The organism is Enterobacter sp. BNK-22, from assembly GCF_048684805.1.
GTDB lineage: Bacteria > Pseudomonadota > Gammaproteobacteria > Enterobacterales > Enterobacteriaceae > Enterobacter > Enterobacter quasiroggenkampii.
In genome coordinates this window covers 3926270-3950484 of sequence record NZ_JBLQTT010000001.1, presented here as the reverse complement: position 1 = coordinate 3950484, position 24215 = coordinate 3926270, and the positions used below count along the sequence as shown (strand labels likewise).

22 protein-coding genes and 1 pseudogene are annotated in these 24215 nt (G+C 57.4%); 10 read left to right on the top strand and 13 right to left on the bottom strand.

Annotated features, from left to right (window positions below; translation table 11 throughout):
* Nucleotides 1–6: 6 nt before the first annotated feature.
* A pseudogene (locus tag ACMGGE_RS18560) lies at nucleotides 7–863 on the bottom strand (triphosphoribosyl-dephospho-CoA synthase).
* Nucleotides 863–2518 (bottom strand): malonate decarboxylase subunit alpha, encoded by a 1656-nt coding sequence (gene mdcA, locus ACMGGE_RS18555; protein ID WP_420294040.1) that lies wholly within the window; start codon nucleotides 2516–2518, stop codon nucleotides 863–865. The pseudogene ACMGGE_RS18560 and the gene mdcA overlap by 1 nt, the downstream one beginning before the upstream one ends.
* 228 nt (nucleotides 2519–2746) lie before the next feature.
* On the opposite strand from mdcA, the gene ACMGGE_RS18550 reads away from it, so the two are divergent.
* From ACMGGE_RS18550 to ACMGGE_RS18540, 3 genes are read left to right on the top strand one after another with little or no spacing between them, the layout of a single operon-like run.
* A complete protein-coding gene (locus ACMGGE_RS18550; RefSeq protein WP_045909321.1) occupies nucleotides 2747–3769 on the top strand; it encodes a hydrolase in 1023 nt (340 codons plus the stop codon).
* Nucleotides 3766–3984, top strand: coding sequence for a YheU family protein (locus tag ACMGGE_RS18545; RefSeq protein ID WP_420294039.1), 219 nt, complete (start codon nucleotides 3766–3768; stop codon nucleotides 3982–3984). Before ACMGGE_RS18550 ends, ACMGGE_RS18545 begins: the two co-directional genes overlap by 4 nt.
* Nucleotides 3985–4014: 30 nt before the next feature.
* A complete protein-coding gene (locus ACMGGE_RS18540; RefSeq protein ID WP_008503017.1) occupies nucleotides 4015–4884 on the top strand; it encodes a phosphoribulokinase in 870 nt (289 codons plus the stop codon).
* A 95-nt stretch (nucleotides 4885–4979) separates the two neighbouring features.
* Here ACMGGE_RS18540 and ACMGGE_RS18535 read toward each other — a convergent pair whose 3' ends face one another.
* Nucleotides 4980–5384: an OsmC family protein gene (locus ACMGGE_RS18535; RefSeq protein ID WP_014885509.1), complete on the bottom strand. Its 405-nt coding sequence runs from the start codon at nucleotides 5382–5384 to the stop codon at nucleotides 4980–4982.
* 311 nt (nucleotides 5385–5695) lie between these two features.
* Between ACMGGE_RS18535 and crp the strand changes: the two genes are divergently transcribed.
* On the top strand, nucleotides 5696–6328 hold the full coding sequence (gene crp, locus ACMGGE_RS18530; RefSeq protein WP_000242758.1) for a cAMP-activated global transcriptional regulator CRP: 633 nt from the start codon (nucleotides 5696–5698) through the stop codon (nucleotides 6326–6328).
* Nucleotides 6329–6385: 57 nt separating this feature from the next.
* Nucleotides 6386–8473, top strand: coding sequence for a YccS/YhfK family putative transporter (locus tag ACMGGE_RS18525; protein ID WP_045909322.1), 2088 nt, complete (start codon nucleotides 6386–6388; stop codon nucleotides 8471–8473).
* Here the strand turns inward: ACMGGE_RS18525 and argD are convergent.
* From argD to ppiA, 4 genes are all read right to left on the bottom strand, one after another.
* On the bottom strand, nucleotides 8470–9693 hold the full coding sequence (argD, locus tag ACMGGE_RS18520) for a bifunctional acetylornithine/succinyldiaminopimelate transaminase (protein ID WP_262805738.1): 1224 nt from the start codon (nucleotides 9691–9693) through the stop codon (nucleotides 8470–8472). The two genes, ACMGGE_RS18525 and argD, sit on opposite strands and share 4 nt — an antisense overlap.
* A gap of 86 nt (nucleotides 9694–9779) precedes the next feature.
* The gene (pabA, locus tag ACMGGE_RS18515) at nucleotides 9780–10343 is read right to left on the bottom strand and encodes an aminodeoxychorismate synthase component 2 (RefSeq protein ID WP_420294038.1); all 564 of its coding nucleotides are present in this window, start codon (nucleotides 10341–10343) and stop codon (nucleotides 9780–9782) included.
* A 30-nt stretch (nucleotides 10344–10373) separates the two neighbouring features.
* A complete protein-coding gene (locus ACMGGE_RS18510; RefSeq protein WP_420294037.1) occupies nucleotides 10374–10958 on the bottom strand; it encodes a putative adenosine monophosphate-protein transferase Fic in 585 nt (194 codons plus the stop codon).
* 106 nt (nucleotides 10959–11064) lie between these two features.
* On the bottom strand, nucleotides 11065–11637 hold the full coding sequence (gene ppiA, locus ACMGGE_RS18505; protein ID WP_014885514.1) for a peptidylprolyl isomerase A: 573 nt from the start codon (nucleotides 11635–11637) through the stop codon (nucleotides 11065–11067).
* 278 nt (nucleotides 11638–11915) lie between these two features.
* On the opposite strand from ppiA, the gene tsgA reads away from it, so the two are divergent.
* Nucleotides 11916–13100 (top strand): MFS transporter TsgA, encoded by a 1185-nt coding sequence (tsgA, locus tag ACMGGE_RS18500; RefSeq protein ID WP_420294036.1) that lies wholly within the window; start codon nucleotides 11916–11918, stop codon nucleotides 13098–13100.
* A gap of 18 nt (nucleotides 13101–13118) precedes the next feature.
* On the opposite strand, the gene ACMGGE_RS18495 is transcribed toward tsgA, so the two are convergent.
* Nucleotides 13119–14420: a cytosine deaminase gene (locus tag ACMGGE_RS18495; RefSeq protein WP_157189811.1), complete on the bottom strand. Its 1302-nt coding sequence runs from the start codon at nucleotides 14418–14420 to the stop codon at nucleotides 13119–13121.
* Between the two features lie 239 nt (nucleotides 14421–14659).
* Between ACMGGE_RS18495 and nirB the strand changes: the two genes are divergently transcribed.
* The 4 genes from nirB to ACMGGE_RS18475 all read left to right on the top strand — a co-directional run bounded on the left by nirB (nucleotide 14660) and on the right by ACMGGE_RS18475 (nucleotide 19342).
* Nucleotides 14660–17203, top strand: coding sequence for a nitrite reductase large subunit NirB (gene nirB / locus ACMGGE_RS18490; RefSeq protein ID WP_420294035.1), 2544 nt, complete (start codon nucleotides 14660–14662; stop codon nucleotides 17201–17203).
* Nucleotides 17200–17526 carry a nitrite reductase small subunit NirD gene (gene nirD, locus ACMGGE_RS18485; protein ID WP_008503027.1) on the top strand — a complete coding sequence of 109 codons (327 nt, stop codon included), beginning with the start codon at nucleotides 17200–17202 and terminating at the stop codon, nucleotides 17524–17526. Before nirB ends, nirD begins: the two co-directional genes overlap by 4 nt.
* A 134-nt stretch (nucleotides 17527–17660) precedes the next feature.
* Entirely contained in the window at nucleotides 17661–19034 is a 1374-nt protein-coding gene (cysG, locus tag ACMGGE_RS18480) for a siroheme synthase CysG (RefSeq protein WP_420294034.1), read from the top strand.
* 137 nt (nucleotides 19035–19171) lie between these two features.
* A complete protein-coding gene (locus ACMGGE_RS18475; protein WP_008503029.1) occupies nucleotides 19172–19342 on the top strand; it encodes a YhfL family protein in 171 nt (56 codons plus the stop codon).
* Nucleotides 19343–19487: 145 nt separating this feature from the next.
* Here the strand turns inward: ACMGGE_RS18475 and trpS are convergent, their stop codons facing one another.
* The 5 genes from trpS to damX all read right to left on the bottom strand — a co-directional run bounded on the left by trpS (nucleotide 19488) and on the right by damX (nucleotide 24139).
* Nucleotides 19488–20492 carry a tryptophan--tRNA ligase gene (gene trpS, locus ACMGGE_RS18470; protein WP_045333928.1) on the bottom strand — a complete coding sequence of 335 codons (1005 nt, stop codon included), beginning with the start codon at nucleotides 20490–20492 and terminating at the stop codon, nucleotides 19488–19490.
* Nucleotides 20485–21246, bottom strand: coding sequence for a phosphoglycolate phosphatase (gene gph / locus ACMGGE_RS18465; RefSeq protein ID WP_045909330.1), 762 nt, complete (start codon nucleotides 21244–21246; stop codon nucleotides 20485–20487). The genes trpS and gph overlap by 8 nt, the downstream gene beginning before the upstream one ends.
* A complete protein-coding gene (gene rpe / locus ACMGGE_RS18460) occupies nucleotides 21239–21916 on the bottom strand; it encodes a ribulose-phosphate 3-epimerase (protein WP_008503032.1) in 678 nt (225 codons plus the stop codon). Before rpe ends, gph begins: the two co-directional genes overlap by 8 nt.
* Nucleotides 21917–21957: 41 nt before the next feature.
* Nucleotides 21958–22770 (bottom strand): adenine-specific DNA-methyltransferase, encoded by an 813-nt coding sequence (gene dam, locus ACMGGE_RS18455; protein ID WP_045909331.1) that lies wholly within the window; start codon nucleotides 22768–22770, stop codon nucleotides 21958–21960.
* A gap of 67 nt (nucleotides 22771–22837) precedes the next feature.
* Nucleotides 22838–24139 carry a cell division protein DamX gene (gene damX / locus ACMGGE_RS18450; RefSeq protein ID WP_414456095.1) on the bottom strand — a complete coding sequence of 434 codons (1302 nt, stop codon included), beginning with the start codon at nucleotides 24137–24139 and terminating at the stop codon, nucleotides 22838–22840.
* Between the last annotated feature and the right edge of the window lie 76 nt (nucleotides 24140–24215).

Below are 24215 nucleotides of genomic sequence, written 5' to 3'. Positions count from 1 at the left end.
ATCCTCTTAATGCTTTGAATTTGGCGTTTCGACGCGGTCGAGAAACAGCGTGGCGGCAAGCAGGTCGGCAGCGCCGCCCGGTGAGGCGTTGAGCGCCAGCATCTGACGGTCTAACCTCGCCAGCGCCTGCTGGCCCGCAGGCGTTGCGCTGCCGCCGGCATTCAGCACCGCACGGGCGCCGTCCTGCATAGCATCAAGCCCTTCCATTCCGGCACGTGACAGCACGCAGGTGTCGGTGAGTGAGGTCATGATGGCCATCAGCGCGTCGAGCCTGGCGTGCGTTTCGCTGCTGCCGTTGAGGCGGCTCAGACGAAGCTGCGGCAGCGCGCGCTGCATAACGTGCGGGAACGCCTGCTGCGCCTCTTCACGCGCGCCCGGCACGCGGTAACGGTGCGTGGCGCGCAGGCCTTTACTGAACACCTTCGGCGCCGCGTCGTCCGGCAGTCTCGCCAGCTGTGCGGCGGTGCGGGCGACGTCTTGCGCCCTGGCATCACCGCCGAGCATCGCCACCGCGCTGACCAGCAGCCCCAGCGCCCAAATCGCGCCGCGATGGGTGTTTACGCCACCGGTTGCGGCCATCATCTGCTGCTCGCCTTCGCGACCGAGTCGCCCGACGGTTTGCCGAAGTGCGATATCTGCCGGGCGCTGCCAGCTTTGCAGCGCCAGCGCCTGAAACGTGGAGGTCAGGCTGTGCGCGGAGCGCTCCATCAGCGCAAGGGATAAATCGTGGTGCGCGCCGTTCCCCGACTGTCCACCAGACCGGGTTTCGGGCTTAAACGTGCTTCGTCAATCAGACACTGCGTGGCGGTTCGCGCCAGCCATTCGGCACCGCCTTCAACCTGAATCTGGGGGAGAAGTTTCATTACCAGCTCCGGAATTTCGCAGGTGGGTTATAGAGACCGCCGGACCATTCCACGAGATCAGACACGCTACCTGCCGCCAGCAGAGAGCGGGTGGCATCAGTGCGGCGGATCCCCATATCTTCCGGATAGAGCACCTTGCCGCTCTGACGCAGCTCCGCCACGCGTTTGGCATCTACGCCCAGCCCGAGGTCGGTGATCCCCGCGACGGCGGCGACCATGGCGCGACGCTCTTCCAGATCTTTCGCCCGATAGAGGTAGGCAATCCCCTCTTCCGTCAGCACGTGGGTGACGTCATCGCCGTAGATCATCACCGGCGCCAGCGGCATACCGGAGGCTTTCGCCACGTCAACGGCATCGAGTTTTTCCACGAAGGTCGGCTTCACGCCCGCCTGGAAGGTTTCCACCATCTGCACGACCAGTTTTTTGCCACGCTGCATTGGGTCAGGTTCGGTGATCATGTTCAGCCAGGCTGGCGTGGCGTGGCGACGACCGTGCGGGTCGTGACCCATGTTTGGCGCACCGCCGAAGCCGGACAGACGACCACGGGTCACGGTTGAGGAGTTGGCGTAGCCGTCCACCTGCAACGTAGAGCCGATGAACATATCCACCGCGTACTGACCTGCCAGCTGGCAGAACGCGCGGTTGGAGCGCATGGAGCCGTCGGCACCGGTAAAGAAGACGTCCGGACGCGCGCGGATGTACTCTTCCATCCCCAGCTCGCCGCCGAAGCAGTGCACGCTCTCGACCCAGCCGCTTTCGATGGCCGGGATCAGCGTTGGATGCGGGTTCAGCGTCCAGTGTTTACAGATTTTGCCTTTGAGCCCGAGCTGTTCACCGTAGGTAGGCAGCAGCAGCTCGATCGCCGCAGTGTTAAAGCCGATCCCGTGGTTCAGGGACTGCACCTGGTGTTCCGCATAAATACCCTTGATGGCCATCATCGCCATCAGGATGTGTTCCTGTTTAATCAGGCGCGGGTCGCGGGTAAACAGCGGTTCGATAAAGAACGGCTTATCGGCCACCACCACGAAGTCAATCCACGAGCCCGGAATGTCCACGCGCGGCAGGTCACACTCGTCATCCACCAGCTCGTTCACCTGCGCGATGACGATGCCGTCGTGGAACGCGGCGGCTTCCACCAGCGCCGGGGTATCTTCGGTGCTCGCCCCGGTATAGAGGTTGCCTTTGCGGTCGGCTTTAAAGCCGGCAATCAGCGCCACGTTGGGCGACAGGTCGACGTAGAGACGGGAGTAGAGTTCGATGTAGGTGTGAATCGCGCCGATTTCGAGCTGACCATCCTCCAGCAGTTGGGAGATGCGCAGGCTCTGCGTTCCGGAGAAGGAGAAATCCAGCTTGCGGGCGATGCCTTTCTCAAAGATATCCAGATGTTCGCTACGGCCAACGCTCGGCATGATCATATGCAGGTCGTGGACGATCTGCGGGTTCACTTCGGCCAGCGAGCGGGAAAGGAAATCGGCCTGCTTCTGGTTGTTACCTTCCAGCACGACCTTGTCGCCTGGCGCGATCAGTTTTTCCAGCATGGCGACGAGATCGCCGGTTGGCAGTACCTTGCCCTGCACCGGTACGGAGGCCAGACGACGCGCTTTTTCGCTGCGTCGCGTGTTCCATTGCCGGGTGGGTGTTTGCCCAGATAACATTATTAACCTCCTGATTCAGCTAATCATTTTGATTTGCTTAACGTTGAGTAAAGTGTGCGCTCTGGTGAGAAAGGCATCAATTAAGCGTAGAGCTGAATCATTAGCCTGAGAGTAATAATCAAGGTAAATATTTGTGATCGGGATCAGTTCATGTTTCGGAAAACCAGGCTAAACGGGGTACAATTCGGAAAGTATCGTTAATTTCTGACAAGAATCAGCATCGCGCTTATGACCCAAATCATTCCATCAGGCTTCGAGATTGCAGCCGAAGACAGCACTGAGTTCGTGCCTATGCGCGGCGTCGCCAATCGCCATTTGCAGACCATGCTGCCGCGACTGATCCGCCGCAAGGTGCAATTCACCCCACACTGGCAGCGGCTAGACCTGCCAGACGGTGACTTTCTGGATCTCGCCTGGAGCGAAGCGCCTGATCAGGCTCGCCATAAGCCGCGGCTGGTGGTTTTTCACGGTCTGGAAGGCAGCCTGCACAGCCCGTATGCGCACGGGTTAATTGAGGCGGCCAAAGCGCGCGGCTGGCTCGGCGTGGTGATGCATTTTCGCGGCTGCAGCGGCGAACCGAATCGTCAGAAACGCATCTATCACTCGGGTGAAACCGAAGACGGCACGTGGTTTTTACACTGGCTGCGGGACAACTTCGGTACCGTGCCCACCGCGGCCGTAGGCTACTCGCTGGGCGGCAATATGCTGGCCTGCCTGCTGGCTAAAGAGGGGGAAAGCGTCCCGCTGGATGCCGCCGTCATCGTCTCCGCCCCGTTCATGCTGGAGCAGTGCAGCTACCACATGGATAAAGGCTTTTCCCGCGTCTATCAGCGCTACCTGCTCAACCTGCTGAAGGCCAACGCGGCGCGTAAACTGAAGGCCTACCCGGACACCCTCCCGGTCAGCCTGCGCCAGTTGAAAAAAGTGCGCCGCATTCGCGAATTCGACGATCTGATCACCGCGAAAATTCACGGCTTCGCCGATGCGATTGACTATTATCGTCAGTGCAGCGCCATGCCGCTGCTCAGCAAGATCACGCAGCCGACGCTGATCATTCATGCCAAAGATGACCCGTTTATGGATCATCACTCGATTCCCGCTCAGGAATTCCTGCCCGACAACGTTCACTATCAGTTGACCGAGCACGGCGGCCACGTCGGGTTTATCGGCGGCACGCTGCGCCGCCCGAAAATGTGGCTTGAGACGCGTATTCCTGACTGGCTAACCCCTTATCTGGACGGTGCAACATGATTATTCCCTGGCAGGATCTGGCTCCCGAAACGCTCGATAATCTGATTGAAAGCTTTGTATTACGCGAAGGCACCGATTATGGTGAACAGGAACGCTCGCTTGAGCAAAAGGTCAACGATGTAAAGCGCCAGCTGAAAAGCGGCGACGTGGTGCTGGTGTGGTCAGAACTGCATGAGACGGTCAATATCATGCCCCGCAACGCGTTTCAAGGCTGATCTTCCACCCTTTTCAGTCAGGGAGTTGCTATGTCTGCCAGACATCCGGTTATTGCCGTTACGGGGTCGAGTGGTGCGGGAACCACCACCACCAGCCTCGCATTTCGCAAGATTTTCGCCCAGCTGAATCTCCGTGCGGCGGAGGTCGAAGGCGACAGCTTTCACCGCTACACGCGTCCGGAGATGGACATGGCCATCCGTAAGGCGCGCGATCTGGGAAAACATATCAGCTACTTCGGTCCGGAAGCCAATGACTTCGGCCTGCTGGAACAAACCTTTATTGAGTACGGTCAGAGCGGCAAAGGGCAGTCTCGCAAGTATCTGCATACCTATGATGAAGCCGTTCCCTGGAATCAGGTGCCGGGTACCTTTACCCCCTGGCAGCCCCTGCCGGAACCCACCGACGTGCTGTTTTACGAAGGATTACACGGCGGCGTGGTCACGCCGCAACACGACGTGGCGCGCCACGTGGACCTGCTGGTTGGCGTGGTGCCTATCGTTAACCTGGAGTGGATCCAGAAGCTGACGCGTGACATGAGCGAACGCGGCCATTCGCGAGAGGCGGTGATGGACTCGGTGGTGCGCTCCATGGAAGATTACATCAACTTCCTGACGCCGCAGTTCTCCCGCACCCATATCAACTTCCAGCGCGTGCCGACGGTGGACACCTCCAACCCGTTCGCGGCCAAAAGTATCCCATCCCTGGATGAGAGCTTTGTGGTGATCCATTTCCGCAATCTCGAAGGCATTGATTACCCCTGGCTGCTGGCGATGCTGCAGGGCTCGTTTATTTCTCACATGAATACATTGGTCGTGCCGGGCGGAAAAATGGGGCTGGCGATGGAGCTCATCATGACGCCGCTGGTGGAGCGGTTGATGGAAGGAAAGCAGATTGCGTGACGTCTGTTGCCGGATGGCGCTTCGCTTATCCGGCCTACGTTCGTGCAGTTGTAGCTTTTGTAGGGCGGGTTAGCGAAGCGCCACCCGCCAAAAGATTAAGCCTCGATCACTTCATACGAATGGGTGATTTTTACCGCTTTCTCCAGCATTAACGCCACAGAGCAGTACTTCTCGGCAGACAGGTCCACCGCACGTGAAACCGCCGCGTCTTTCAGCGCTTTACCGGTGACCACAAAGTGCAGATTAATGTGGGTGAACAGGCGTGGCGCCTCTTCGCGACGTTCTGACGTCAGTTTCACCTCACAATCCGTCACGTCATGACGACCTTTTTGCAGAATCGACACCACGTCAATGGCGCTGCATCCCCCTGCCGCCATCAGCACCATTTCCATTGGGCTGGGCGCTTTATCGCCGGAGTTACCGTCCATTAAAATCTGGTGCCCTGACGCGGATTCGCCCAGGAACGTTAAACCTTCAACCCACTTCACGCGCGCTTGCATATTCTTAAACTCCAACGTTGCATTTTTGGTGACAGATTACGCGTGCGTTACATTTCTCGCAATGGAAGGCGACCTGCATCATGCTGAAGCGAGACACCAGGAGACACGCGGCGAAAGCTATGCTAAAACACTCAGGATGCTACAGTAATACATTGACGTTACACATGTATGCAGAGGACATCAAACTTTACTGGCTGCGAAACGTTACGGTAGCCGACTTCCCAGGGTATGGGTAAGAATTCGATTGCAACCCCAGAGTCCGGATGCATCTGATGACTCTGGTGACAGCTTATAACAGAGGATAACAGCGCATGGTGCTTGGCAAACCGCAAACAGACCCGACTCTCGAATGGTTCTTGTCTCATTGCCACATTCATAAGTACCCATCGAAGAGCACGCTGATTCACCAGGGTGAAAAAGCGGAAACGTTGTATTACATCGTTAAAGGCTCGGTGGCAGTGCTGATCAAAGATGAAGAAGGGAAAGAGATGATCCTTTCTTATCTGAACCAGGGCGATTTCATCGGTGAACTGGGCCTGTTTGAAGAGGGCCAGGAACGTAGCGCCTGGGTTCGTGCAAAGACAGCATGTGAAGTGGCTGAAATTTCTTACAAGAAGTTCCGTCAGCTGATTCAGGTTAACCCTGATATTCTGATGCGTCTCTCTTCCCAGATGGCGCGCCGCCTGCAGGTCACCTCAGAGAAAGTGGGCAACCTCGCCTTCCTGGACGTGACGGGCCGCATCGCACAAACTCTGCTGAACCTGGCGAAACAGCCGGACGCCATGACCCACCCGGACGGCATGCAAATTAAAATTACCCGTCAGGAAATTGGTCAGATCGTTGGTTGCTCCCGTGAAACAGTGGGCCGTATCCTGAAAATGCTGGAAGATCAAAACCTGATTTCCGCCCACGGTAAAACCATCGTGGTCTACGGAACGCGTTAATTCCGCTCAAACGGCGTGCCATCGCAAGGTGTCACGCCGTTTTTGTCTCTACTCCCCATGTGGCGCAGGCTGATCTATCACCCGGAAGTTAACTACGCACTGCGACAAACGCTGGTGTTGTGTCTACCCGTGGCCATAGGCCTGATCCTCGGACATCTTCAGCAAGGCCTGCTGTTTTCCCTCGTGCCCGCCTGCTGCAACATCGCCGGTCTGGACACGCCGCATAAGCGCTTTTTCAAACGCCTGATTATTGGTGGCTGCCTGTTTGCCGGCTGTAGCCTCGCCGTACAGCTGTTACTGGCTCGTGATATCCCGCTGCCGCTGATCCTGACCGTGCTGGCGATGACGCTCGGCGTCACGGCGGAAATCAGTTCGCTGCACGCTCGCCTGCTTCCCGCGTCGCTGATTGCGGCCATCTTCACGCTAAGCCTCGCCGGGAATATGCCGGTGTGGGAGCCGCTGCTGATCTACGCCCTGGGGACACTGTGGTACGGGCTGTTCAACTGGTTCTGGTTCTGGCTGTGGCGGGAACAGCCGCTGCGCGAATCCCTGAGCCTGCTCTATGTGCAGCTAGCGGAGTACTGCGAAGCCAAATACACCCTGCTGACCCAGCATACCGATCCGGAAAAAGCCTTACCGCCGCTGCTGACGCGCCAGCAGAAGGTGGTGGATCTGATAAGCCAGTGCTATCAGCAGCTGCATATGCTCGCCGCCAACAAGAACCACGAATACAAACGGCTGCTGCGCACCTTCCAGGTCGGGCTGGATCTGCAGGAGCATATCTCCGTGAGCCTGCACCATCCGCAGGAGGTGCAAAAGCTGGTCGAGCGCAGCCACGCCGAAGCGGTGATCCGCTGGAACGCGCAGACCGTCTCGGCACGACTGCGGGTGCTGGCTGACGACATTCTTTACCACCGCTACCCCACGCGCTTTAACATGGAAAAACAGCTCGGCGCGCTGGAGAAAATCGCCCGTCAGCATCCGGATAACCCGGTCGGCCAGTTTGCCGCCTGGCACTTCAGCCGCATCGCCCGCGTGCTGCGCACCCAGCGCCCGCTCTATCCGCGCGATCTGATGGCGGATAAGCAAAAACGGCTGCCGTTATTGCCCGCGCTCAGGAGCTATCTGTCGCTTAAATCGTCCGCCCTGCGCAACGCCGCACGGATTAGCGTGATGCTCAGTACCGCCAGCCTGATGGGCATGGCGCTGCATCTGCCGAAACCCTACTGGATCTTAATGACCGTGCTGTTTGTCACCCAGAACGGCTACGGCGCCACGCGGGTGCGTATTCTGCATCGGGCGGGCGGCACCATGGCCGGGCTGATCATTGCGGGCGTGACGCTGCACTTCCACGTGCCGGAAGGCTACACCCTGGCAGGGATGCTGGCGATCACGCTGGTGAGCTACCTGATTATCCGCAAAAACTACGGCTGGGCGATGGTGGGCTTCACGGTGACGGCGGTATACACCCTGCAGCTACTCACGCTCAATGGCGAACAGTTTATTGTCGCCAGGCTGATCGATACCCTGATCGGCTGCCTGATTGCCTTCGGCGGTATGGTCTGGCTCTGGCCGCAGTGGCAAAGCGGACTGCTCAGGCAGAACGCCCACGACGCGCTGGAAGCCGACCAGCAGGCCATTCGCCTGATCCTGAGCGACGACCCGCAGCCCTCCCCGCTGGCGTATCAGCGCATGAAGGTCAACCAGGCGCACAACGCCCTGTTTAACTCGCTCAATCAGGCGATGCAGGAGCCGGGCTTTAACTCGCACTATCTGGCCGATATGAAGCTCTGGGTGACGCACAGCCAGTTTATCGTCGAGCACATTAACGCCATGACCACGCTGGCGCGCGAGCACACGATGCTCACGCCGGATCTGGCGCAGCGCTATTTGCAGTCGTGTGAAATTGCGTTGCAGCGGTGTCAGCAGCGTCTGGAGTATGACTCGCCGGGTGAGTCGGGGGATTCAAATATTCTGGAAGCGCCGGAAACGCTGACCCACGGCCCAATGAGCACCCTGGAACAGCATTTACAGCGCGTGCTGGGGCATCTGAACACCATGCACACCATTTCGTCGGTGGCATGGCGTCAGCGTCCGCATCATGGGGTTTGGTTAACGCGCGTGCTGAAACGAACGCCGTACTAATTCTGCTGGACGATCTTTGCAACCGCCGCGGCAAAGCGGGTTAATCCGTCTTCAATATCCTTATCTTCCACCACCAGCGACGGCGCAAAGCGCATGACGTCCGGCCCGGCGTTGAGCACCATCACCCCTTCGCGAGCGGCGGCGTGCAGGAAATCACGCGCGCGGCCCTTGTACTGCGGCTTCAGCTCAGCGCCAATCAGCAGCCCCATCCCACGGATCTCGTTGAACACGTCGAACTGCTCATCAATCTTTTTCAGGTGTTTCACAAACAGCTCGCGCTTCGCGCTAACGCCGTTCAACACCTCTGGCGTGTTGATGATGTCGAACGCGGCACTCGCCACGGCGCTCGCCAGTGGGTTACCGCCGTAGGTTGAGCCGTGAGAACCGACATGGAACGCGGAGGCGATCTCCTGCGTCGTCAGGACCGCACTTACCGGGAATCCACCGCCGAGCGCTTTCGCGCTGGTCAGAATATCCGGCGTCACGCCGTAGTGCATATAAGCAAACAGGTCCCCGGTACGTCCCATCCCGCACTGCACTTCATCAAAGACCAGTAGCGCCTGATGTTCGTCGCACAGCGCGCGCAGCCCTTTCAGGAATTCCGGGGTTGCCGCGGTCACGCCACCTTCCCCCTGAATAGGTTCCACCACCACCGCGCAGGTGTGGTCGTCCATCACCGCTTTTACCGCGTGCAGATCGTTAAACGGCACGTGGACGATGTCGGCCGGTTTCGGGCCAAACCCGTCGGAATACTTCGGCTGGCCGCCAACGGAGACGGTAAAGAAGGAGCGCCCGTGGAAAGCATTATGGAAGGCGATGATTTTGGTTTTATACGGGCTGTGGCGCGTAGTCGCGTAGTAGCGCGCCAGCTTAAAGGCGGTTTCGTTGGCTTCGGTGCCGGAGTTCATAAACAGCACGCGCTCGGCAAAGGTCGCCTCAATGATCTTGCGGCCCAGGCGCAGCGCCGGTTCGTTGGTGAACACGTTGCTGGTGTGCCACAGGGTTTCGCCCTGGGTTTTCAGCGCCTCCACCAGCGCGGGATGGCAATGACCCAGCGCCGTGACCGCAATTCCGCCCGCGAAATCCACATACTCTTTACCCTGCTGATCCCAGACGCGGCTGCCTTTTCCCTTCACCGGGATAAACTCAGCCGGTGCATAAATCGGCAGGATCACTTCATCAAATGTTGCGCGGGTAATTGCTGGTTGTTCAGTTGCCATGTCATGCCCATCCATTTTATGTCACATTGATTGTGAAAATATAATCACAAAATATGCATAAAAAATCACAGCAAGGCAACAGATATTCAGCGATGGAGGAAATTTGCCAGCAGCGCGTGCCCCTGCTCGCTGAGGATACTTTCCGGATGGAACTGCACGCCTTCGAGATCCCATTCGCGGTGGCGAATCCCCATGATCTCCTGCGTATCGCTCCAGGCGGTCACCTCAAAGCCGTCAGGCAGCGTCGGCGGGTCAATCACCAGCGAGTGGTAGCGCGTCACGGTTAACGGATTATTGAGCCCCATGAACACCCCGGTGCCCGCGTGCGTAACCGGCGAGGTTTTACCGTGCATCACTTTGGCGGCCCGCACGATGGTGGCGCCAAACGCCTGGGCAATCGCCTGATGACCCAGGCAGACGCCCAGGATCGGCAGCCTGCCGGCATAGTGCTGGATAACCTCCAGCGAAATACCCGATTCCGACGGGGTGCAGGGGCCGGGTGAAATCACGATTTTCTGCGGAGCCAGCGTCTCGATATCGGCGAGCTCGATCTCGTCGTTGCGACGAACAACCACCTCTGCACCCAGTTCGCAAAAATACTGGTAAAGGTTCCAGGTGAAGGAATCGTAGTTATCAATCAGCAGAATCATGGCGGCTCCCGAAAAAAATGCCGCCCTATTCTACTCAGATTCCCGCGCTTCGCTCACTACTTTGGCAAAGATAGCGTTTAGCGCGGTTAAATCCCCCGTTGCGCCGCTGCGGTTAGCGGTCACCCACTGCTCAGGATCGATATCGCGCCAGTCCAGCGCGTAACCCGCGTGAAGCGCCAGTTGCTCGAAGAACACCCGTTGGGCAATGCCATTGCCGCGCATAAACGGGTGCAGCATGTTGATTTCGCAGTAATAGTGGCTAACCCGGTCAACAAACGCCGCTTTCTCAAGGCCCACAAGATACTTTTCGCTTTCCAGCGCCGCCATCAGTTCATTCCCCATCTTCTCGATGTATTCGAAATGGCAGAAGGGAATATCCCCCTTGAAAATATCGTCGGTACGGAACTCACCTGCCCGCTTCATCTCTCTGCGGTAGAGATGGCGGTGAATAAGGCACAGATGGGGTAACCCGGGCGCGGAAGGCCCAAGCTCAAGGGTCTCAATGTCGGGCTCCGATGGACCATTACCTTTCTCAAGGAGACAACTGGCCTCAAAGTTGACGCTACGCTGCTGCTCCCAGAGACGGGATTTTTGCTTGTCGGTGAGTTTTTTCACTTAACGCCTCCCTGAATAGTCCGTTTGCCACAAGTATAAGCAGCAAAACGCGCTTTCGCAGAGAGGGCGACATCACGCGGGCAGGAGAAGCCCGCGTTCAGAAGAATTACGGCAGAACTTTTGCGGAGAGGATCACGACAGGTTTTGACGGCACATTCTGGTACGGACCGACGTCGTGAGTAGGCACCTGAGAAATCTTGTCGGCGACGTCCATCCCTTTCACAATTTTACCGAAAACGGCATAGCCGAAGTCGCGCTGACCGTGGTCGAGGAAGGCGTTATCCGCCACGTTGAGGAAGAACTGGCTGGTCGCGCTGTCTTTGTCCGCGGTACGCGCCATAGAGATCGTGCCGCGCTTATTCAGCAGGCCGTTATCCGCTTCGTTTTTGATTGGCGGGTTCGGCTGTTTCTGCTGCATCTGCTCGTTGAAGCCGCCGCCCTGAATCATGAAGCCCGGGATCACGCGGTGGAAGGTAGTGTTGTTGTAGAAGCCGCTGTTCACATAGTCGAGGAAGTTTTTCACAGAAACCGGAGCTTTCTGGCTATTCAGTTCCAGCTCAATATTCCCGGCGGAGGTGGTCAGCAGAACGTGAGGGTCCCCTTTTGCTGCCAGCGCAGCAGGGGAAACGGCAGAAAGAGCAAACACAGCTGCGACAGCCGCCAGTGTTGATTTGAGCATGAGAATTCCTTAACAAAGCGCAGTATAAAAAGCGAATGGCTTGATTCTAAAGAGCAGTATGAACGGAGACCAGCCTTTTACCTAATTTTACGAAATTGAAACAGTTGTAACCACGCAAACGATTGGTTTTATCGCCTTTTTATGTGATCACGATCACATAAAAACTTGCAATGAACTTCTAATTTCTCTTAAAAGATATGAATAGATCACTTTAATGTCTAAAATCTGCCCGCTCTCAGCGCCCGATGGGCGCTTTTCTTTTTCTGAACAGGCAAGACATGACTAACAGCAATCGCATCAAGCTCACATGGATCAGCTTCTTCTCCTACGCCCTGACCGGCGCGTTGGTGATCGTCACCGGGATGGTGATGGGGAATATCGCAGACTACTTCCAGCTGCCGGTTTCCAGCATGAGTAACACCTTCACCTTCCTCAACGCGGGGATCCTGATCTCTATCTTCCTGAATGCCTGGCTGATGGAAATCGTGCCGCTGAAAACCCAGCTTCGCTTCGGCTTTGTACTGATGGTCGCCGCCGTGGCGGGGCTGATGCTGAGCCACAGCATCGCCCTGTTCTCTGCCGCCATGTTCGTGCTCGGCCTGGTTAGCGGGATCACCATGTCGATCGGTACGTTCCTGATTACCCATATGTATGAAGGCCGCCAGCGCGGCGCGCGCCTGCTGTTTACCGACTCCTTCTTCAGCATGGCCGGCATGATCTTCCCGATGGTTGCGGCCGTTCTGCTGGCCCGCAGCATTGAATGGTACTGGGTCTATGCCTGCATTGGTCTGGTCTACGTGGCGATCTTTATTCTGACCTTCGGCTGCGAGTTCCCGGTACTGGGCAAGAAAGCGCAAACCACGGCAGAGCCTGTGGCGAAAGAGAAATGGGGTATCGGCGTGCTGTTCCTCTCCATCGCCGCCCTGTGCTACATCCTGGGCCAACTGGGCTTTATCTCCTGGGTACCGGAATACGCCAAAGGTCTGGGCATGAGCCTGAACGATGCGGGTAAACTGGTGAGCGATTTCTGGATGTCTTACATGTTCGGCATGTGGGCGTTTAGCTTCATCCTGCGCTTCTTTGACCTGCAGCGCATTCTGACCGTACTGGCAGGTCTGGCGACCGTGCTGATGTATCTGTTCATCAACGGTTCCCCGGAACATATGCCGTGGTTCATTCTGACCCTGGGCTTCTTCTCCAGCGCGATCTACACCTCGATCATCACCCTGGGCTCTCTGCAGACCAAAGTGGCCTCGCCGAAGCTGGTTAACTTCGTTCTGACCGGCGGCACCATCGGCACCATGCTGACCTTCGTGGTGACGGGCCCGATCGTTGCCCACAGCGGCCCGCTGGCCGCGCTGCACACCGCGAACGGTCTGTACGCCGTGGTGTTCATCATGTGCTTCATCCTGGGCTTTGTGACCCGCCACCGCCAGCACAACGCGGTAGCGGCATCGCACTAAACCCTGCGCCCCTTTGCATTACGCAGAGGGGCTGTTTCTGGCGAAACTGACCTCTTCTCCTCCGGTATCCATCTGGATCCAGGTCTGCGCCAGCTGCGTGGTGGCGATAATCCGCCCCTGACGAATCGACCAGCGCACCGGCACCTGACAGCGCACCGCTTCAAACCCGCTCTCCGCAGGCAAAATAATCAGATTTGCCGGGTTTCCCGTTTCAATACCGTAATCGCTCAGGCCGAAGGTACGGGCGCTGTTATGGGTGATCAGGTTCAGGCCGCTGTCGATTTGCGGATAGCCCATCATCTGGCAGACGTGTAGCCCCATATGCAGCACCTGCAGCATATTGCCGGTGCCGAGCGGGTACCACGGGTCGAAGACGTCGTCGTGACCAAAGCAGACGTTAATGCCCGCCTCCTGCAGTTCTTTCACGCGGGTGATACCGCGACGCTTCGGATAGTCATCAAAGCGCCCCTGCAGGTGGATGTTGACCAGCGGGTTAGCAACGAAGTTAATCCCCGACATCTTCAGCAGACGGAAGAGCCGCGAAGTGTAAGCGCCGTTGTAGGAGTGCATGGCGGTGGTGTGGCTGGCCGTCACGCGCGGACCGATGCCAGCCTCATACGCCAGCGTGGCCACCGTCTCGACAAACCGCGACTGTTCGTCGTCAATTTCATCGCAGTGGATATCCAGCGGTCGGTCATACTTCTTCGCCAGTTCAAAAGCGATGTGCAGCGACTGGACGCCATATTCCCGGGTAAATTCGAAGTGCGGGATCGCCCCCACCACGTCGGCCCCCAGTTTTAACGCCTCTTCCAGCAGCGCCGCGCCGTTCGGGTAAGAGAGAATACCTTCCTGCGGAAACGCGACGATTTGCAGCGTTACCCACGGCGCCACCTCCTGCTTGACCTCCAGCATCGCCTTCAGGGCGGTGAGCGTCGGGTCAGAGACATCCACATGGGTGCGGACAAACTGGATGCCGTTAGCGATTTGCCACTTCAGCGTTTTCCAGGCGCGTGCTTTCACATCCTCATGGCTGAGCAGCGCCTTGCGCTCCGCCCAGCGTTCAATGCCTTCGAACAGCGTGCCGGACTGGTTCCAGTTCGGCTCCCCCGCCGTCTGGGTGGTATCAAGATGAATATGCGGCTCGATGAACGGTGGGAGAGCGAGACCACCGCGCGCGTTCAGTACCTCATAACTTTCGGCGTGAGTATCGTCCATGGGGGTGATGTCACCAAATCGCCCGTTCTCGATGGCAAGTTGCCACAGCCCATCCCGACCCGGTAAACGCACATTCTGAACAAGCCATAACGGTGATGTAGACATACCTTTCCCCTCATAAACGCAGCTGATATTCAGGCGTATCGATTTTTGCAAAACCGCCCCTGAGTTGTACACAAATTCAACGAACACGAAAAGCCTGCGATTTCCGCCACTTATAAAAATCCTGACAAATCAGTCATATACCACCTAAGGAGTAGGCGAAGACGTATTTGATTTGCATCAATAAGCGCCCCTGCTGAATCGTTAAGGTAGGCAATAATAGAAAAGAAATCGAGGCAATAATGAGCAAAGTCAGACTCGCTATCATCGGTAACGGTATGGTCGGCCACCGCTTTATTGAGGATCTTCTCGATAAGGCCGATGCTGAGCAGTTCGATATTACCGTGTTCTGTGAAGAACCCCGCAAGGCGTACGATCGTGTGCACTTGTCTTCCTACTTCTCCCATCATACCGCCGAAGAGCTCTCTCTGGTGCGCGAAGGTTTCTACGAGAAGCATGGCGTAAAAGTGCTGGTGGGCGAACGCGCTATCACCATCAACCGTCAGGAAAAAGTGATCCACTCCAGTGCTGGCCGTACGGTTTTTTACGACAAGCTGATCATGGCGACAGGCTCGTACCCGTGGATCCCGCCAATTAAAGGCTCGGAAACACAGGATTGCTTCGTTTACCGTACCATTGAAGATCTCAACGCTATCGAATCCTGCGCGCGTAGAAGCAAACGCGGCGCGGTCGTCGGCGGCGGCCTGCTGGGTCTGGAAGCGGCAGGCGCGCTGAAAAACCTCGGCGTGGAAACCCACGTCATCGAATTTGCCCCGATGCTGATGGCCGAACAGCTCGACCACATGGGTGGTGACCAGCTGCGTCGTAAAATCGAAAGCATGGGCGTGAAGGTTCACACCAGCAAGAACACCAAAGAGATCGTTCAGGAAGGGACTGAAGCGCGCAAAACCATGCGCTTTGCCGACGGTAGCGAGCTGGAGGTGGATTTCATCGTCTTCTCCACCGGTATTCGTCCACGCGACAAGCTGGCGACGCAGTGCGGTCTGGCCGTGGCGCAGCGCGGCGGGATCATGATTAACGACACCTGCCAGACCTCCGATCCGGATATCTACGCCATCGGCGAATGCGCCAGCTGGAACAACCGCGTATACGGCCTGGTGGCGCCGGGCTACAAAATGGCGCAGGTCGCCGTGGATCATATCCTCGGTAACGAAAACGCCTTCACCGGCGCAGACATGAGCGCCAAGCTGAAGCTGCTGGGCGTGGATGTAGGAGGTATTGGCGATGCGCACGGCCGCACCCCGAATTCCCGCAGCTACGTCTATCTGGACGAAAGCAAAGAGGTCTACAAACGACTCATCGTCAGCAAGGACAACAAAACCCTGCTCGGCGCGGTGCTGGTGGGCGACACCAGCGACTTCGGTAACCTTCTCCAGCTGGTGCTCAACGCCATCGAGCTGCCGGAAAACCCGGACGCGCTGATCCTCCCGGCGCACGCCTCCAGCGGCAAGCCGTCCATCGGCGTGGATAAACTGCCGGACAGCGCGCAGATTTGCTCCTGCTTCGACGTGACCAAAGGCATGCTGATCTCCGCGATCAACAAAGGGTGCCACACCGTTGCGGCGCTGAAAGCGGAAACCAAAGCCGGTACTGGCTGCGGCGGCTGTATTCCGCTGGTCACTCAGGTGCTGAACGCCGAACTGGCGAAACAAGGCATCGAAGTGAACAACAACCTGTGCGAGCACTTCGCGTATTCTCGCCAGGAGCTGTACCACCTGATCCGCGTGGAAGGCATTAAGTCCTTCGACGAACTGCTGGCGAAGCACGGCCACGGCTACGGCTGTGAAGTGTGTAAACCGACCGTCGGCTCCCTGCTGGCCTCCTGCTGGAACGAGTACGTGCTCAAGCCCGAGCATACGCCGCTGCAGGACACCAACGACAACTTCCTGGCCAACATCCAGAAAGACGGCACCTACTCCGTGATTCCACGCTCGGCCGGTGGTGAAATCACGCCGGAAGGGCTGGTCGCGGTGGGCCGTATCGCACGTGAATTTAACCTCTACACCAAAATTACCGGCTCCCAGCGTATCGGCCTGTTTGGCGCGCAGAAGGACGACCTGCCGGAAATCTGGCGTCAGCTGATTGAAGCGGGCTTCGAAACCGGCCACGCGTACGCTAAAGCGCTGCGCATGGCGAAAACCTGCGTGGGCAGCACCTGGTGTCGCTACGGCGTCGGCGACAGCGTGGGCTTCGGCGTTGAGCTGGAAAACCGCTACAAAGGCATCCGTACCCCGCACAAAATGAAGTTCGGCGTCTCCGGCTGCACCCGCGAATGTGCGGAAGCGCAGGGTAAAGACGTGGGTATTATTGCCACCGAGAAAGGCTGGAACCTGTATGTGTGCGGCAACGGCGGGATGAAACCGCGCCATGCGGACCTGCTGGCGGCGGATCTCGATCGCGACACGCTGATTCAGTATCTCGACCGCTTCATGATGTTCTACATCCGTACCGCCGATAAGCTGACCCGTACCGCCTCCTGGCTCGATAACCTCGAGGGCGGCATCGATTACCTGAAATCGGTCATCATCGACGACAAGCTGGGCCTGAACGAACATCTGGAAGCGGAGATGGCGCGCCTGCGCGAGGCGGTGATCTGCGAATGGACGGAAACCGTCAACACCCCGGCGGCGCAGACGCGCTTCAAACACTTTATCAACAGCACACAGCGCGACCCGAACGTACAGGTTGTGCCGGAGCGCGAACAGCATCGTCCGGCGACGCCGTATGAACGTATTCCGGTCACGCTGGTGGAGGAAAACGCATGAGCCAGTGGGTAAACATCTGCAATATTAACGACATTCTCCCCGCCACCGGCGTCTGTGCGCTGCTGGGCAACGAGCAGGTGGCGATTTTCCGCCCTCGCCACGATGAACAGGTTTTTGCCATCAGCAATATCGACCCGTTCTTTGAGGCCAGCGTGCTCTCCCGCGGCCTGATTGCCGAGCACCAGGGTGAACTGTGGGTCGCCAGCCCGTTGAAAAAGCAGCGTTTCCGCTTAACCGACGGACTCTGCATGGAAGATGAAAGCTTCTCGGTCAAACACTACGACGTCCGCGTGAAGGACGGCGAGGTGCAGCTGAAAGCGTAACCCCTCGCCTTTTCAACAGGAAAGGCTTATGACCCCTTATGGGTAACGGCAGGAAAAACCGTATGTTCTGTACGATTCCTGCTGTTATCCTGACGTCAATTCTTCCCCCGCCATGAATGCTGTGAGGTAACGTCGTGGATCACCTGCCGATTTTTTGTCAATTACGCAACCGCGACTGCCTGCTCGTGGGCGGCGGCGACGTGGCCGAGCGCAAAGCGCGCCTGCTATTAGAGGCTGGCGCCCGCCTGACCGTGAATGCCCTGTCCTTCGTTCCCCAGTTTGAGGTTTGGGCCCAGGAAGGGATGCTCACGCTGGAGCAGGGCGCGTTTAATGAATCCCTGCTGGATACCTGCTGGCTAACCATTGCCGCGACGGATGACGATGAAGTGAACCAGCGCGTGAGCGACGCCTGCGAGTTACGTCGTATCTTCTGCAACGTAGTGGATGCGCCGAAAGAGGCCAGCTTTATCATGCCGTCGATTATCGACCGCTCGCCGCTGATGATTGCGGTCTCGTCCGGGGGACGTTCGCCGGTTCTCGCGCGTCTGCTGCGGGAAAAACTGGAAGCCCTGTTGCCCCAGCATCTTGGCCAGATTGCGCATTATGCCGGGCAGCTGCGTTCACGCGTGAAGCAAACCTTCGCGACCGTGGGCGAGCGCCGTCGCTTCTGGGAAAAATTCTTTGTGAACGACAGGCTGGCGCAGTCGCTGGCGAATCAGGACACCAAAGCCGTTGAAGAGACGACCGAACAGCTGCTGAGCGAACCGCTGGACCATCGCGGCGAAGTGGTGCTGGTGGGCGCAGGCCCCGGTGACGCGGGTTTGCTGACGCTGAAAGGGCTACAGCAGATCCAGCAGGCCGATATTGTGGTGTACGACCGTCTGGTGTCCGATGACATCATGAATCTAGTCCGTCGCGATGCCGACCGCGTCTTCGTGGGCAAACGGGCGGGCTACCACTGCGTGCCGCAGGAGGAGATCAACCAGATCCTGCTGCGCGAGGCGCAGAAAGGTAAACGCGTGGTGCGCCTTAAGGGCGGCGATCCGTTTATCTTTGGTCGCGGCGGCGAGGAGCTGGAAACCCTGTGCGACGCCGGCATTCCGTTCTCTGTCGTGCCCGGCATTACGGCGGCGTCCGGCTGTTCAGCGTACTCTGGCATTCCGCTGACCCATCGCGACTACGCTCAGAGCGTGCGTCTGGTGACGGGCCACCTGAAGACCGGCAGCGAGCTGGACTGGCATAACCTGGCCGCTGAAAAGCAGACGCTGGTGTTCTACATGGGGCTCAATCAGGCCGCCACGATTCAGGCGAAGCTGCTGGAGCACGGTATGAATGCGGATATGCCCGTCGCGCTGGTCGAAAACGGCACCGCCATTACGCAGCGCGTGGTGGATGGTGTACTGACGCAGTTAGGCGAGCTGGCGCAGCAGGTTGAAAGCCCGGCGTTGATCGTGGTAGGTCGCGTGGTTGAACTGCGCGACAAACTGAACTGGTTCTCCAATCACTAACGCATATTCTCCCTTCCTGGAGTAGTCCTTAAGCGGACTACTCCCCTCTTACGCCTACCGATAACATACCGCCTGCATAGTGGAACTTTTCCATTTATTCCCTCGTATTACATCCATTTTTTAGACAAGGAATGCATATGTTCAAACTGGCAAAAGCCGCCGTTCTGGTTGGCCTGTTATCGACGCTGACGGCCTGCACCGGTCACGTACAGAACACCAAAAATAATTGCAGCTACGATTATCTGCTGCACCCGGCGATCTCCATTTCGAAAATCATCGGTGGTTGCGGCCCGGCAGCACAGCAGTAAGCGTTTTACAGGCGTAAAAAAAACCGGGGTGTCCCGGTTTTTTTGTTGGCGTAGAGCGGTTTTTTGTCGGGTGGCGCTAACGCTTACCCGACCTACACGGTCCCGTAGGCCGGGTAAGGCGGAGCCGCCACCCGGCAAAGCAGGCTTAAGGTTTACCCACAAACCCAATCGCTTCATACACCGCTTTCAGGGTTTCGGACGCGCGCGCGCTGGCTTTTTCCGCGCCCTCTTTCATCACTTTCTGCAGGAAAGCTTCGTCGTTACGGTAGCGGTGATAACGCTCCTGCAGCTCGGTCAGCATGCCGGAAACGGCATCTGCCACTTCGCCTTTCAGGTGGCCGTACATCTTGCCTTCGAAGTGTTTTTCCAGCTCAGGGATGCTCTGGCCGGTGACGCCGGAGAGGATATCCAGCAGGTTGGAGACGCCCGCTTTGTTCTGCACGTCGTAGCGCACTACAGGCGGCTCGTCGGAATCGGTCACCGCGCGCTTGAGTTTTTTCACCACCGATTTCGGATCTTCCAGCAGGCCGATAACGTTGTTGCGGTTATCGTCAGACTTGGACATCTTCTTGGTCGGCTCCAGCAGCGACATCACGCGCGCGCCGGACTTCGGAATGAAAGGCTCAGGCACTTTAAACACATCGCCGTAGATCGCGTTAAAGCGCTGGGCGATATCGCGGCTCAGCTCCAGGTGCTGCTTCTGGTCTTCACCCACCGGGACCTGGTTAGTCTGGTACAGCAGAATGTCTGCCGCCATCAGCACCGGATAGTCAAACAGACCGGCGTTGATGTTTTCAGAGTAGCGCGCGGATTTATCCTTGAACTGGGTCATGCGACTCAGCTCGCCGAAATAGGTGTAGCAGTTCAGCGCCCAGCCCAGCTGCGCATGCTCCGGCACGTGAGACTGAACGAAGATAGTGCTCTTCTCTGGATCAATACCGCAGGCCAGATACAGCGCCAGGGTGTCCAGCGTGGCTTTGCGCAGCTTCTCAGGATCCTGACGCGCGGTAATCGCATGGAGATCGACGATGCAGTAAATGCAATGGTAGTCATCCTGCATGCTGACCCACTGACGTAACGCACCCATGTAGTTACCAATGGTCAATTCACCTGAAGGCTGTGCGCCACTAAAAACGATGGGCTTAGTCATTATTCAATTCCTGATGTTCACTGTGCGAAAGCCCGAGTGCGGGCAACAAATCTTTGAAGTGGTCGAAAACGACGTCCGGCTCACTCAGCGTGATGGCTTCACCGTAGTTGTAGCCATAGGTTAACCCCACGGAAGGACACCCGGCCGCGCGGGCAGCCAGAATATCATTGCGGGAATCGCCGACAAAGAGCAGCTCCGCAGGCGTTAAGGATAATTTTCCTGCCACCAGCAGCAGCGGTTCCGGATGAGGCTTTTTGTTTTGCACATCGTCGCCGCCCACAATCACGGAGAAAAACTTCGCGATATCGAGCGCGTCGAGCAGCGGTGCGACAAACGGCGTGGGTTTGTTGGTCACCAGACCCAGCGGGATGCCCTTCGCGTGCAGCGCACTCAGCGTTTCCTGAACGTCCGGGAACAGGAAGCTGCCCTCTTCGACGGTCTCTTCATAGAAACGATCGAACAGTTTGCGCAGAATACGCAGCTGCTCTTCCTGCGGGATGTCCGCGTGATCGACGCTCGGTTTCCCCTGGGCGGAACGCTGTGACGCACGCTCCTGACGCGCCCACGTCAACGCGCGCTCCATCAGAACATCGGCGCCGTTGCCAATCCACGTAACGACACGCTCTTCACCCGCAACGGGGAGTTCAAGTGCATACAGCGCCTGGTCAACGGCGCTCGTTAAGCCCGGCGCGCTGTCAACCAGCGTGCCGTCGAGGTCGAATGCCACACCCCGAATAGCCTGTAATTTATCCATGACTTACCTTCGCCAGCTCGCGGCGCATTTCATCGATGACTTTTTTGTAATCCGGTTGGTCAAAAATGGCTGAACCGGCAACGAACATATCCGCGCCTGCCGCCGCAATTTCACCAATGTTATTCACTTTCACGCCGCCGTCCACTTCCAGACGAATATCGTAGCCTGACTCGTCAATACGACGGCGGACTTCACGCAGCTTATCCAGCGTGTGAGGAATGAATGACTGGCCGCCAAAGCCCGGGTTAACGGACATCAGCAGGATCACGTCCAGCTTGTCCATGACATAGTCGAGATAGCTCAGCGGCGTGGCCGGGTTAAACACCAGACCCGCTTTACAGCCGTTCTCTTTGATCAGCTGCAGCGTGCGATCCACATGTTCAGAGGCTTCCGGATGGAAGGTGATGATGCTGGCACCCGCCGCGGCGAAGTCAGGCACGATGCGATCAACCGGTTTCACCATCAGGTGAACGTCGATCGGGGCGGTAATGCCATAGTTGCGCAGCGCCTTGAGCACCATCGGACCGATGGTCAGGTTTGGAACGTAGTGGTTATCCATCACGTCGAAATGGACGACATCCGCGCCAGCCGCCAGTGCGTTGGCAGTGTCTTCACCCAGGCGGGCAAAATCGGCCGACAGAATTGAGGGAGCAATCAAAAACTGTTTCATCCGCTTCTCCTTGAAATGTGTTTACCGGCGGGCAAAACGGCTCAGGGGCGATAAAGAGCCAGGAGTTCGTCCACCTTTTTACGTGTGCCGCCGTTGCTGCTAATGCTACGCCGCACTTTAACCTGAAAATGCTTCGCGGCTTTGTACCATTCGCGCGTATCAGGCGTGTCGTGATTCGAAATTAACACCGGAATTCTTTTGCTGACCAGCTTTTCCGCCATCTCCGCCAGGCGCGCCTGCTCGGCAGGGCTGAAGCTGTTAGTGTGATAGGCGGTGAAGTTCGCCGTCGCAGACAACGGCGCATATGGCGGGTCACAGTAAACCACCGAATTTACGCCAGCCAGCTCCATACACTCTTCATAGGAGAGGCAATGGAACTCCGCGTTCTGCGCTTTTTCGGCAAAGTGATACAGCTCGTCCTGTGGGAAATACGGGCGCTTATAGCGGCCAAACGGCACGTTAAATTCCCCACGAAGATTATACCGGCACAGGCCGTTGTAACCATGCCGGTTGAGATAGAGGAACAGCAGGGCTCTGCGGAACGGATCCTGGCTCTGGTTAAACTCCGCGCGGAACTGGTAGTACACGTCCGGGTTATTATTCTCGGGCGTAAACAGTTTGCGCGCCTCGGCGACATACTCATCGGTACGCAGCTTAACGATGTTATAGAGGCTGATAAGGTCGCTGTTGATATCCGCCAGGATATAACGAGAAAAATCGGTGTTGAGGAACACCGATCCCGCACCCACGAAAGGTTCGATAAGGCACTCGCCTTTAGGCAGGTGCTTTTTAATATCATCGAGCAGGGGGTATTTCCCCCCTGCCCATTTCAGAAAAGCGCGATTTTTTTTCATGCTGACTAACTGATTACACCTTCTCCGGCTGTGGAGAAAGCTCCGACAGCATCCTGCGCTTTAAACATTACTTCAGATCGGCCTGAACCTGATGAATCGGCTTCGCCCATGGGTTCTTCGCCTGAACGTCAGCTGGCAGCGCCGCTACGGCACGTTTTGCTTCATCTTTGGACGAATAAACACCGCTCACCAGCACATACCACGGCTGACCGTTACGGGTCGTCTGATAAACAACGTAGTTTTTCAGATTTGATTTCTTCGCCCAACTGTTGAGGTTGTCATAGTTGGACGAACTGCTCAGCTGCAGCGTGTAGTTGCTGGATGGCGCAGACTTCAGCGATCCAACGTTGCCTGCCGTTTTACCTGCCGCGCTGCTGGAGGCTGTTGCCGTCGCTGCTGGCGCCGCTGTGGCAGCCGGTGCCGTGGTGGTCGCCGTGGCTTTCGGCGCAGTCTGCGTGACGGGCGCTTTAGCAGGCTCGCTCACCGCAGCCGTTTCAGTGTGTTTCGGCTGCGCCGGAACAGCTTTCACTTCAGGCGCCTTCACCACTGCCTGAGGTTTGGTTTCACGCTTAGGCTCAATCACCGCCTGCTTACGTTCAGGACGTGTCGCAGTCTGCGTCTGGCGCGGTTTGGTTTCCGTCGCAGCCGTTTGCGGCTGAGCGTTACCACCGCGAACCGGGGCAACGGTTGCAGGTTCAGTTGGCAGCGTAGAGTTAACCACGACGTTATCAACCTGCTGCTGGTTCTGCGGCTGCGTCAGCGCATTGTTCAGGTCTCCCTGAACTTCCACACGCTGCTGACCTTCAGGCGCAGCAGGTGCCTGACCCTGAGCAGGGGTTGAAGAAACAGGCGGCAGAGAAACATCCTGCGGCGCTGTGGTGTTCCCTGCGGTCTGCTCAGCAGAAGTGGCACCCGGCGCTGGCTGTGCACCATTCGCCTGGTCAGACGCATCGTTACCGGAAAGGTTGATGCTCTTCTCAGCGGAAGCCGTTTGCTCGGTTGTGTTCGTTGACGGTGCTTTAAGCGCGGAGCCAATGCCGACAATCAGCAGCACAAGCACCAGAATGCCAAGGCCCATCATAATATACTGGCGGGAAGCCGGTTTTGGCGCAGCGGCTTTTTTACGTTTACGCGGGCGACGCTCTACAGGCTGTTCGTCCATTGAATCTTCTTCGGACTCATAATCCTCTTCTGCTCGCTCTTCGTGCGCGTTGCGGCTGCGCGAAGGACGACGATCGTCTGCATCCAGATCAACATCGTCAAAGTTGATCTGCGGCTCGTTATCACGTTCTGAAGATTGACGAGAACGACCAGTACGACGATCGCTGGGATCGGGTTTCAGCTCGTCTTCTGGTTTGAATTCATCCATTTAACACCCCACTCAAAGGCTTATGCCAACGACTTTGCATTTCACCTGAAGCTAAACGACCACCTGCGACAGTGGC

Excerpts from the sequence above, each read along its gene's own strand:
- mdcA (WP_420294040.1), bottom strand. The coding sequence starts at position 2,518 with ATGTTATCTGGGCAAACACCCACCCGGCAATGGAACACGCGACGCAGC.
- ACMGGE_RS18550 (WP_045909321.1), top strand. The coding sequence starts at position 2,747 with ATGACCCAAATCATTCCATCAGGCTTCGAGATTGCAGCCGAAGACAGC.
- ACMGGE_RS18545 (WP_420294039.1), top strand. The coding sequence starts at position 3,766 with ATGATTATTCCCTGGCAGGATCTGGCTCCCGAAACGCTCGATAATCTG.
- ACMGGE_RS18540 (WP_008503017.1), top strand. The coding sequence starts at position 4,015 with ATGTCTGCCAGACATCCGGTTATTGCCGTTACGGGGTCGAGTGGTGCG.
- ACMGGE_RS18535 (WP_014885509.1), bottom strand. The coding sequence starts at position 5,384 with ATGCAAGCGCGCGTGAAGTGGGTTGAAGGTTTAACGTTCCTGGGCGAA.
- crp (WP_000242758.1), top strand. The coding sequence starts at position 5,696 with ATGGTGCTTGGCAAACCGCAAACAGACCCGACTCTCGAATGGTTCTTG.
- ACMGGE_RS18525 (WP_045909322.1), top strand. The coding sequence starts at position 6,386 with ATGTGGCGCAGGCTGATCTATCACCCGGAAGTTAACTACGCACTGCGA.
- argD (WP_262805738.1), bottom strand. The coding sequence starts at position 9,693 with ATGGCAACTGAACAACCAGCAATTACCCGCGCAACATTTGATGAAGTG.
- pabA (WP_420294038.1), bottom strand. The coding sequence starts at position 10,343 with ATGATTCTGCTGATTGATAACTACGATTCCTTCACCTGGAACCTTTAC.
- ppiA (WP_014885514.1), bottom strand. The coding sequence starts at position 11,637 with ATGCTCAAATCAACACTGGCGGCTGTCGCAGCTGTGTTTGCTCTTTCT.
- tsgA (WP_420294036.1), top strand. The coding sequence starts at position 11,916 with ATGACTAACAGCAATCGCATCAAGCTCACATGGATCAGCTTCTTCTCC.
- ACMGGE_RS18495 (WP_157189811.1), bottom strand. The coding sequence starts at position 14,420 with ATGTCTACATCACCGTTATGGCTTGTTCAGAATGTGCGTTTACCGGGT.
- nirB (WP_420294035.1), top strand. The coding sequence starts at position 14,660 with ATGAGCAAAGTCAGACTCGCTATCATCGGTAACGGTATGGTCGGCCAC.
- nirD (WP_008503027.1), top strand. The coding sequence starts at position 17,200 with ATGAGCCAGTGGGTAAACATCTGCAATATTAACGACATTCTCCCCGCC.
- ACMGGE_RS18475 (WP_008503029.1), top strand. The coding sequence starts at position 19,172 with ATGTTCAAACTGGCAAAAGCCGCCGTTCTGGTTGGCCTGTTATCGACG.
- trpS (WP_045333928.1), bottom strand. The coding sequence starts at position 20,492 with ATGACTAAGCCCATCGTTTTTAGTGGCGCACAGCCTTCAGGTGAATTG.
- gph (WP_045909330.1), bottom strand. The coding sequence starts at position 21,246 with ATGGATAAATTACAGGCTATTCGGGGTGTGGCATTCGACCTCGACGGC.
- rpe (WP_008503032.1), bottom strand. The coding sequence starts at position 21,916 with ATGAAACAGTTTTTGATTGCTCCCTCAATTCTGTCGGCCGATTTTGCC.
- dam (WP_045909331.1), bottom strand. The coding sequence starts at position 22,770 with ATGAAAAAAAATCGCGCTTTTCTGAAATGGGCAGGGGGGAAATACCCC.
- damX (WP_414456095.1), bottom strand. The coding sequence starts at position 24,139 with ATGGATGAATTCAAACCAGAAGACGAGCTGAAACCCGATCCCAGCGAT.